The 8039-nt window shown below is 66.7% G+C and carries 12 protein-coding genes and 1 pseudogene; 9 read left to right on the top strand and 4 right to left on the bottom strand.

Annotated features, from left to right (window positions below):
• The 4 genes from ACFWF3_RS15625 to ACFWF3_RS15610 form a co-directional block, all read left to right on the top strand.
• A partial coding sequence (locus tag ACFWF3_RS15625) for an MMPL family transporter (RefSeq protein ID WP_379314208.1) occupies positions 1-407 on the top strand: 407 nt, incomplete at its 5' end.
• A gap of 63 nt (positions 408-470) precedes the next feature.
• Positions 471-737, top strand: a complete 267-nt coding sequence (locus tag ACFWF3_RS15620) for a metal-sensitive transcriptional regulator (RefSeq protein ID WP_378987352.1) — start codon at positions 471-473, stop codon at positions 735-737.
• Between the two features lie 46 nt (positions 738-783).
• Positions 784-1026, top strand: coding sequence for a DUF2892 domain-containing protein (locus ACFWF3_RS15615; protein WP_378987349.1), 243 nt, complete (start codon positions 784-786; stop codon positions 1024-1026).
• Positions 1027-1054: 28 nt separating this feature from the next.
• On the top strand, positions 1055-1480 hold the full coding sequence (locus ACFWF3_RS15610) for a DUF302 domain-containing protein (RefSeq protein ID WP_379314207.1): 426 nt from the start codon (positions 1055-1057) through the stop codon (positions 1478-1480).
• Between the two features lie 465 nt (positions 1481-1945).
• Here ACFWF3_RS15610 and ACFWF3_RS15605 read toward each other — a convergent pair whose 3' ends face one another.
• Both ACFWF3_RS15605 and ACFWF3_RS15600 read right to left on the bottom strand, forming a co-directional pair.
• Positions 1946-2608, bottom strand: a complete 663-nt coding sequence (locus ACFWF3_RS15605) for a response regulator (RefSeq protein ID WP_379314206.1) — start codon at positions 2606-2608, stop codon at positions 1946-1948.
• Positions 2605-3720, bottom strand: coding sequence for a sensor histidine kinase (locus ACFWF3_RS15600; RefSeq protein WP_379314205.1), 1116 nt, complete (start codon positions 3718-3720; stop codon positions 2605-2607). Before ACFWF3_RS15600 ends, ACFWF3_RS15605 begins: the two co-directional genes overlap by 4 nt.
• Positions 3721-3939: 219 nt before the next feature.
• Between ACFWF3_RS15600 and ACFWF3_RS15595 the strand changes: the two genes are divergently transcribed.
• The gene (locus ACFWF3_RS15595) at positions 3940-4359 is read left to right on the top strand and encodes a DUF6223 family protein (protein WP_379314204.1); all 420 of its coding nucleotides are present in this window, start codon (positions 3940-3942) and stop codon (positions 4357-4359) included.
• 107 nt (positions 4360-4466) lie between these two features.
• On the opposite strand, the gene ACFWF3_RS15590 is transcribed toward ACFWF3_RS15595, so the two are convergent.
• Both ACFWF3_RS15590 and ACFWF3_RS15585 read right to left on the bottom strand, forming a co-directional pair.
• Positions 4467-4874, bottom strand: a complete 408-nt coding sequence (locus ACFWF3_RS15590) for a VOC family protein (RefSeq protein ID WP_379314203.1) — start codon at positions 4872-4874, stop codon at positions 4467-4469.
• A gap of 40 nt (positions 4875-4914) precedes the next feature.
• Positions 4915-5313, bottom strand: coding sequence for a low affinity iron permease family protein (locus ACFWF3_RS15585; protein WP_378987334.1), 399 nt, complete (start codon positions 5311-5313; stop codon positions 4915-4917).
• Between the two features lie 129 nt (positions 5314-5442).
• On the opposite strand from ACFWF3_RS15585, the pseudogene ACFWF3_RS15580 reads away from it, so the two are divergent.
• The 4 genes and pseudogenes from ACFWF3_RS15580 to ACFWF3_RS15565 form a co-directional block, all read left to right on the top strand.
• Positions 5443-6087 (top strand): annotated as a pseudogene (locus tag ACFWF3_RS15580) (energy-coupling factor ABC transporter permease); the annotation flags it as partial.
• Between the two features lie 9 nt (positions 6088-6096).
• Positions 6097-6510, top strand: coding sequence for a PDGLE domain-containing protein (locus ACFWF3_RS15575; RefSeq protein WP_379314209.1), 414 nt, complete (start codon positions 6097-6099; stop codon positions 6508-6510).
• Positions 6511-7272 (top strand): cobalt ECF transporter T component CbiQ, encoded by a 762-nt coding sequence (cbiQ, locus tag ACFWF3_RS15570; protein WP_379314202.1) that lies wholly within the window; start codon positions 6511-6513, stop codon positions 7270-7272.
• Positions 7269-7988, top strand: a complete 720-nt coding sequence (locus tag ACFWF3_RS15565) for an energy-coupling factor ABC transporter ATP-binding protein (RefSeq protein WP_378987328.1) — start codon at positions 7269-7271, stop codon at positions 7986-7988. The genes cbiQ and ACFWF3_RS15565 overlap by 4 nt, the downstream gene beginning before the upstream one ends.
• Positions 7989-8039: the final 51 nt, after the last annotated feature.

Here is an 8039-nt window from a genome sequence, read left to right as displayed (position 1 = left end):
GATTCACCCCGCAAGGATTCCTCGACGGGTGGGGTCCGGTGTTCTTCTTCGCCATGATCTTCGCGATCGCGATGGACTACACCGTGTTCCTGCTGGCAAGCGCCAAAGAACAGTTCGAACGCACCGGGGATGCCCGGACCGCGGCGGTGGAAGGGCTGGCCCATTCCGGGCGGGTCATCTTCGCTGCGGCGGCGGTCATGGTCGCGGTGTTCTTCACCTTCGCCCTCGCCGAGCCGCTGCCGCCGAAGGAAATGGGCATCATCCTCGGTGTCGCGGTCCTGCTGGATGCCCTTATCGTCCGGCTGGTCCTGCTGCCGGTCATCCTGCGGCTCACCGGGCGCGCGGCCTGGTGGTCACCGGCCTGGATGCGTCGGGTGCTTCCGCGAATCAGTTTCGCTCATCACTGACACACCTGCAGTAATACCCCCGGGGGTATTGTGGGTGGTCGGACGGATATGAAGGAGAATGCCGTGGTCGGCGACGAAGACAGCATTGCCCAGGTTCTCAACCGGCTGCGCCGGGCACACGGACAGCTCGCCGGGGTGATCACCATGATCGAGCAGGGCCGTGACTGCAAAGACGTGGTCACCCAGCTTGCCGCGGTCTCACGCGCCCTGGATCGGGCGGGGTTCAAGATCCTGGCTACCGGGCTACGTGAATGCCTCGATGAATCGAAAGAGTCCGGTGACCCGTTGACCGTCGCCGAACTCGAAAAACTGTTCCTCGCCCTGGCCTGACCCGGGAACCATCCTGGGCGAGGGCGGATCCGAGAAAGGGAGATCCATGTCGACCTCACCGCTGACCGGCAGAAGCTGGACCATTGCCCGGCTGGTGCCGTTGCTGGCCGGGACCCTGGTCCTGGTCGGCACCGCGGCGGCCGCGACGATATCGGCGTGGTGGCTGATCGTGCCGGCACTGGTGGGAGCCAACCTGCTGCTCTACAGCGCGGTGGGTTGGTGCCCGGCCACGCTGCTTATGCGCCGCGCGGGGATCACCTCGGGCGTCTGCTCACCCGAACTCTCCTGAAATCTTACGCAAGGAAGGTGATTACGTGATGGACATCGCCCTGTCGACCACATTGCACACCGGCTTCGACCGCGCCGTGGACGCGGTCCGGGAAGCTCTGGCCGAGCAAGGATTCGGCATCCTCACCGACATTGACATGGCGGCCACGATCAAGGCCAAACTCGGCCACGATATGGAGGACTACCGCATCCTCGGCGCCTGCAACCCGCCTCTGGCGCACCAGGCGGTCGGCATCAACCGCCAGATCGGGCTGCTGCTGCCTTGCAATGTCGTCGTGCGCCGCGACCCGCACGACACCGAGCTGATCCACGTCGAAGCCATGAACCCCGAGCTCATGGTCGAGGTCACCAGCGACGCGCGACTGCGCCCGGTCGCCGCGGACGCCGCGGCCCGCTTGGCAGCCGCACTCGAGACTCTCGACCGGCACGCAGGCCCCGGCCCTTCGCAGCGGTGAATGCAGTCGGCGTGCACGCTCAGGGCGAGGCTGCGATTGAAGCCGACATGGACTTCTCGGTCCAGGGCACCGGGTGTAGTGGATCGTGGCCGTGCAAAGTGGAGCGCTCGACGGTGAACCTGGCCGCGGCGGGCGTTTGCGTGTCGGAGGATCGAGCTGCACCTCATCGTCCGCCCCGATCCGGTCCTCGCGCCGCGCACCGTCTACGAGGCCAAGGCCGGTCGCTGGCTCCAACAGTGGCCCGAATTGACCGTCATGCCCTGGCCGACATCGGCACCCACATCTCGAGCAACTTGATATATGCAGACAAACTTCGACAGAACGCAATGTGGCACTCGGTGGTTGTGCCCGCCGTACGGCACCGCTGGTGGCAGGAACATTCGAAACCTGCGCTATCCCTCTTCAGTTGGGTCCGCCAGCTTCCTGTAATGCCGAACTATCGCGCATCGCGGTTGGCGCCCTACCTCAGAGATTGCGCGGAGCGACCAGCCCTGATTCGTAGGCCAAGACGACGAGTTGGGCGCGGTCGCGGGCGTGGAGTTTGGTCATAGCTCGGTTGATATGGGTTTTCGCGGTGAGCGGGCTGATGACCATACGGTCGGCGATCTCCTCGTTGGACATGCCTTGGGCAACGAGAGTGACGGCCTCGCGTTCACGGCCGGTCAGTTTGTTCAGCTTCGTCGCATTGCCGGTGCTCAGCGGCTGAGAGACGTACCGGTTGATCAGCCGACGGGTGATCGAGGGTGCGAGCAGAGCATCACCGCGGGCAGCGACGCGAACGGCATGCAGAAAGTCCTCCGGCAGAATGTCTTTGACGAGGAATCCGGCGGCGCCTGCCCGCAGAGCGTTGAAGACGTACTCGTCCAGGCCGTAGTTGGTGAGGATGACAACGTGCACCTCGGCCAATGCGGGGTCTGCCGCGATCTGCCGTGCCGCCTCGATACCGTCGAGGACGGGCATCTGGATGTCGATGAGCGCGATGTCGGGTAGGTACTGGCGAGCCAGAGCCAGGGCCTCGCTTCCGTCGGCGGCCTCGGCCACCACTGTGATGTCGTCTTCGAGGTCGAGCAGAGCCCGGAATCCGCTGCGAATCAATGGCTGGTCGTCGACGAGCAGGACACGGATCATGAGGGATCAACGGGCAGTTCGGCGTGGACGGAGAAGCCGCGTTCTGGCTGGGGCCCGGCGTGCAGGCGCCCGCCGAGAGCTGTGACGCGTTCCTGCATTCCGAGCAGGCCGACACCGTGTACCGCCCCGCTGCCCGGCCGCAATCCACCGTCGTCATCGACGCGCACGATCACCGCGTCGGGGCGGTAGTCGATGCGGACCGAGGCCGTCACGGCGTGTGCGTGCCGGGAGATGTTGGTCAGCGATTCCTGCACGATTCGATAGACGGTGCGGTCCAGCGCGGCCGGTAACGTCGGGTTTTCTCCTGTGATGGTCAACGTGGCGTCCAAACCCGTTGCGCGAGCACGTTCCACCAGTTCTGGAACGTGGCCGAGTCCGTGCCGAGATGCGTTGACGTCCTCGCGCAGGGCTTCCAATGTCGCGCGAAGTTCCCGGGCCGCTTCCCGGCCGGCTTCCCGGATCGCCAGCAGTGTCTCGGGCACGTGTTCGCCTTTCTTGTGGGCGACGTGTACCGCGGCCTCGGACTGGATCTTGATGACCGAGATCTGGTGAGTGAGCGAGTCGTGCAGTTCCCGTGCGATATGCAACCGCTCCTCGTCCGCGCGGTGTCGTGCGGTCTCCTCGCGGGTGCGTTCGGCTTCTTCGGCGCGCCGCTCGGCTTGGCGCAACGCCTCGCCGGCCGCGCCGGCAGCGACCAGCCAGGCCAGTTGCAGCGCATCGCGTGCGTGGGTGAATGCCTCGCCCACAGCCCAGTCGGGGTGGGCGAGCAGCATTGCGAGGGGCAGCGTGAGCACGAGCAGTATCGAACCCGCCACCGCGACCAGTCGCTGCCCGGCCCGGACTGTGGCGTAGACCGCGACCAGGAACCCGATCGCGGGGACATCGAAACCGGTGGCCTGATAACCCAACACAGCCGAACCCGACATCGCCAGAACGGCGACAGGAGCCTGGCGGGCCATCGCGAGCGAGAGCCCGGCGATCGTCAACAGCGCATAGCCCAGCACGTCGAGATCGGCAGGGTCACGGTGCGCACTCAGCCCGGTGACCAGCAGCACGGCCGTGACCGCGACGGCGACCGCCCCGTCCGCGATGTCGATCCGCGCCCTGCTCATGGGTGCACCCTAGTCGCAATCGCATAGCAGCAAATCCGGCGGACAGACGATCAATCGTCTACTACGAACGCAGTAATTCCGCAGCGGCTACGGCAGCTGCGGCAGTCGGCTGCCGCACCGATGGCAGCGCGAATTGTCTACCCCTGCACGATGATCAGCGATCGCCAGGCGGACATGATGAAGCGGAATCGAGCCACCGAACGTTTGAAGGAGCACCCGATGTCCGCCCGCCATCTCCCTGCCGTCGTTGCAACAGCGCTGTTCGCGAGTATCGCGGTTGCTGCACCAGCCACAGCTTCGATCCACCACAGTGCCGCCGCCACCGGACTGACCTCCGGTCGACTCGGACCCACCTCGACTGCGCTGCTAGGACTGATCGCCGTGGTATTCGGCGTCCGTGTGTTGGCTCGGGTCGGCCGAAACGGTCCCGGCAACATCCGGAACCAGGCAGTGCTGACGCTGGTCTCAGGGCTGATCAGCCTGGCTCTGGGGAGCTGGTTCGCGGCCACCGCCGAGGGCGGCCCAGGTACCGGCAACGGGATAGTCGGGGCCTGGGCCGCCATGGTGTTCGGATTGGTCGCGCTGGTCCTCGGCGCGCTGGCACTGAACCGATTTCGCAGTGTCGACCGCATCGGCTGAGCTCGCGCAGTTCGAGTATTCGACTGCTATCGAGGTCGCTGGGCATCAGCGTGCGGCGGGCGAGGGAGACGAGCGCCTCGAGGACCACGACCGCGAGGCGCAGATCATCAATGCTGTTCTGGCGCCGTGGGCCTGCGCTCGGCGGGTTGGAACAACTCGATCAGGTTGCCGGCGGGGTCGGCGAGCAGGATCTGGCTTCCGCCGGGACCGGTGACGGTCTCGGTGCGGAATTCGACGCCGTCGTTCCTGAGGCGGGTGATCTCGGCGTCGAGGTCTTCGACGACGAGGTGGATGCGATTGGCGCCGGGAGTGGTGATGTCGGCGGGGGTGACACGCGCACCGGAACTTGCCGGTCCGGACAGCAAGAGGCGCAATGATCCTCGGATGACGTCGGCGAAGGCGGGTGCGGCGTTGATGTGCACGGTGAAACCGAGATGACCGGTATAGAACGCGATGGCGGCTTCTACGTCATCGACGAGATAGCGGACGCCGACGAATTCGGTGGCTGAGGTCATGGCGCGCTTCCTTTCGAGGGGGTGTCGAGGGTTCCTCCAGTCAGTGGCGCTCTTCGAGCCCGACAGCTTCTCGTAGCCGATCCGCGGCCGCCCGGAGTTCGGGATCAGTGGACGCGGAGGATTCCAGGAGTGCGGCCAATGCCTCGGCGATGACATTGAGTTTCTCTTGCGCGGCCTCGCTCGCGCGGCGGCCGGCGTTTTCGAGCAGCACCACCAACAGCAGCGTGAAAACGCTCGCAACGGTGTGAATGGCAACCTGCCACGTTTTGAGGTCCGTCCACCACGGCAAGCTGATCAGCCACGCCGTGACGATTCCAGCGCAGATGAAGAAGAACGGAGCCTGACTCACGCGCAGTTCGGCCTGTTCGACGAACCGGTCGAAGGGCGAACGGCGGTCACCCCCGCCACGGCTGCGCGCGGCTTCGCTGCGGCGCTCCATCATCGAATTCTAGTCGCATCTACCCCCTGTCGCAGCCGGACTGATATCGCGGTCGGACATTCCTTTATCTGTTCACTTGGACAGATAAAGGGCGTAGTGTTCTGATAGGTGAACGGCAGCACCGTGGCAATGCATATGAGCGACGGGATCGTCGATGCGCCGACGTCGCTGATCTTCGCGGGGATCGCGGCGGTGGGGCTCGGGCTCGCGAGCTGGCGGGCGCGCGCCGAACTCGACGAGCGCGCGGCGCCGATGGCCGGGCTGGTGGCCGCGTTCATCTTCGCGGTCCAGATGGTGAACTTTCCGATCCTGCCCGGTGTGAGTGGGCACCTGCTGGGTGGGGCGCTGGCCGCGATTCTGGTCGGGCCCTACCTCGGGGCGTTGTGTGTGGCGGTGGTGCTGGTCGTGCAGGCGCTGCTGTTCGCCGACGGCGGGCTGACCGCACTCGGCACCAACATCACGAACATGGCCCTGATCGGTGTCGGCGCGGGATACCTCGTCGCTCGGGCCGGGACCGCGTTGCTGCGGCGGCGCAGCGACACGGGGGTGGGTGTCGTGGCATTCGCCGCCGCGTTCGTCGGAACCCTGTGTGCCGCGATGGGTTTCGTCGTCGAGTACGCAATCGGCGGGGCCGCGGGTTCCACGGTCGGGGCGGTCGCGGGGTACATGTTCTTCACTCACGCGTTGATCGGGATCGGTGAAGGCATCATCACCGCGATCACGGTGGTGGCGGTGGTGAGCGCACGACCGGATCTGGTCTATGTTCTGCGTGCCGCTGGGCCGGTGTCCACGTCGGCGTCTCCCGTTCGTCTGCGAGTGTCCTTCACCGGCTTCCTGTGGGTGTTCGCCGCGGCCGCGGTGCTCGTCGCCGGCGGGCTGTCCTATGCCGCGAGTTCACAGCCCGACGGGCTCGACGCCACCACCCGACGCGGGTGCACCACGGTCGAGGTGAACGGGGTTGAGGAACTGCACGGTGAGTGCATCGCGCGCAGCGCCGAGGAACACCGGTTCGCCGGTTCTCCGCTGGCGGACTACGCGATCGACGGCAACAGTGATCTGGCCGGTCCGGCAGGCGTGGTCGGCGTCGGGGTCGCCTTCGCCGTGCTGTTCGCGGTGGTCCGGATCGGCCGAAGAGGATCGCGTTCCGGGGGTCGGCGCGACGACGTCGCGGCGCGGTCGGATGCGGAGCCGGAGTAGGTGAGCGCCGCGGTCCACCGGCTGTATCTGGCGGGGAATTCACCGGCGCATCGGGCACCGACCGAGGTCAAGATCGTGTGCGTGGTGGTTGCGGTGTTCGCGGTTGTGGCGACACCACGAGAGTTGTTGTGGCCGTTCGCCTGTTATGCCCTGGGCTTGGTGGCGCTGTGGCGGTGGTGGGGAATCGGGTTGCGCTGGATCGGGCCGCGTCTGCTCATCGAGTTGCCGTTCGTCGTGTTGGCGATCCTGCTGCCTTTCGCCGCCGGGGAACCCCGCACCGACATCTTCGGGCTGTCGCTGTCGGTGACCGGCCTCTACGCAGCGTGGGGCATCATCGCGAAAGGCACTATCGGCGTGGGCATCTCACTGACCTTGGCCGCGACGACGAGCGTGCGCTCCTTGCCCGAAGGGCTGACGCGGCTGCACGTGCCCGGCACGATCGTCATGATCGTGGTCCTGATGCTGCGCTATGTCGACGTGCTGGTCGCCGAGGCGGCGCGGATGCGGCTGGCCCGGATCTCCCGCGGCGACGACCCACACACCCTGCGCCAAGCTGGTGCGACCGCACGCGGCGCGGGCACCCTGTTCCTGCGATCCTATGAACGCGGCGAACGGGTCCACCTGGCCATGCTGTCGCGCGGATTCGACGGCACCGTGCCCGATGTCGGCACCCCGCCCGCCACCGGCAGGCAGTGGCTGCTCGGCAGCCTGCCCGCGGCCGCCGCGATCGCTGTCTGCGCGGGTGCTTGGATGGTGCGGTGACCGAACCGACGGCGCCGGCGGTGCGTGTGGTCGAGCTGACCTTCGCCTATCCCGACGGGACCGGCGCACTGAACGGGGTGAATCTGCAGATCGCGCCGGGGGAGCGGGTGGCCGTCCTCGGGCCCAACGGCGCGGGCAAATCCACCTTGATGCTGCACCTGAACGGGGTGCTCACCGCCACATCGGGGCAGGTGCACATCGGCGGTATGCGGCTGGACCGCAACAGTGTTCGCGCCATCCGGCAGCGGGTCGGGGTCGTGTTCCAGGACCCCGACGACCAACTGTTCATGCCGACCGTCGAACAGGATGTCGCGTTCGGTCCCGCCAACTTCGGTGTCCGCGGCGAAGCCCTCGCCGAACACGTCCGCGAGGCGCTCGCCGCGGTAGGAATGACCGACAGGGCCGGGCGTTCACCGGCGCACCTGTCGCTCGGGGAACGCCGCCGCGCCGCGCTGGCCACGGTGCTGTCGTGCCGACCGGAGGTCCTCGTTCTCGACGAACCGGCCGCCAACCTCGATCCGGTGGCACGTCGCGAACTGGCCGAGATCCTGCTGTCGCTGCCCACCACCATGCTCGTGGTGACCCACGATCTGCCCTACGCGCAACGGATCTGCGAGCGGGTCGTCATCCTCGACGCCGGTGAAGTCGTCGCCGACGGCCCCACCGCCGACATCCTCGGCGATGCCGCGCTGCTCGCCGAACACCGACTCAGCTGAGCGTTCATCCGTCGGCCGGCCATCGCGTCGGAGGGTTGCCCAGGAGTAACC

Origin of the sequence: Nocardia sp. NPDC060220 (genome assembly GCF_042727815.1) — a bacterium.
Classification (GTDB): Bacteria; Actinomycetota; Actinomycetes; order Mycobacteriales; family Mycobacteriaceae; genus Nocardia.
The sequence above is the reverse complement of the archived record's forward strand: the minus strand, read 5'-3'. Positions and strand labels throughout refer to the sequence as shown.

Excerpts from the sequence above, each read along its gene's own strand:
- ACFWF3_RS15615 (WP_378987349.1), top strand. The coding sequence starts at position 784 with ATGTCGACCTCACCGCTGACCGGCAGAAGCTGGACCATTGCCCGGCTG.
- ACFWF3_RS15610 (WP_379314207.1), top strand. The coding sequence starts at position 1,055 with ATGGACATCGCCCTGTCGACCACATTGCACACCGGCTTCGACCGCGCC.
- ACFWF3_RS15605 (WP_379314206.1), bottom strand. The coding sequence starts at position 2,608 with ATGATCCGTGTCCTGCTCGTCGACGACCAGCCATTGATTCGCAGCGGA.
- ACFWF3_RS15600 (WP_379314205.1), bottom strand. The coding sequence starts at position 3,720 with ATGAGCAGGGCGCGGATCGACATCGCGGACGGGGCGGTCGCCGTCGCG.
- ACFWF3_RS15595 (WP_379314204.1), top strand. The coding sequence starts at position 3,940 with ATGTCCGCCCGCCATCTCCCTGCCGTCGTTGCAACAGCGCTGTTCGCG.
- ACFWF3_RS15590 (WP_379314203.1), bottom strand. The coding sequence starts at position 4,874 with ATGACCTCAGCCACCGAATTCGTCGGCGTCCGCTATCTCGTCGATGAC.
- ACFWF3_RS15585 (WP_378987334.1), bottom strand. The coding sequence starts at position 5,313 with ATGGAGCGCCGCAGCGAAGCCGCGCGCAGCCGTGGCGGGGGTGACCGC.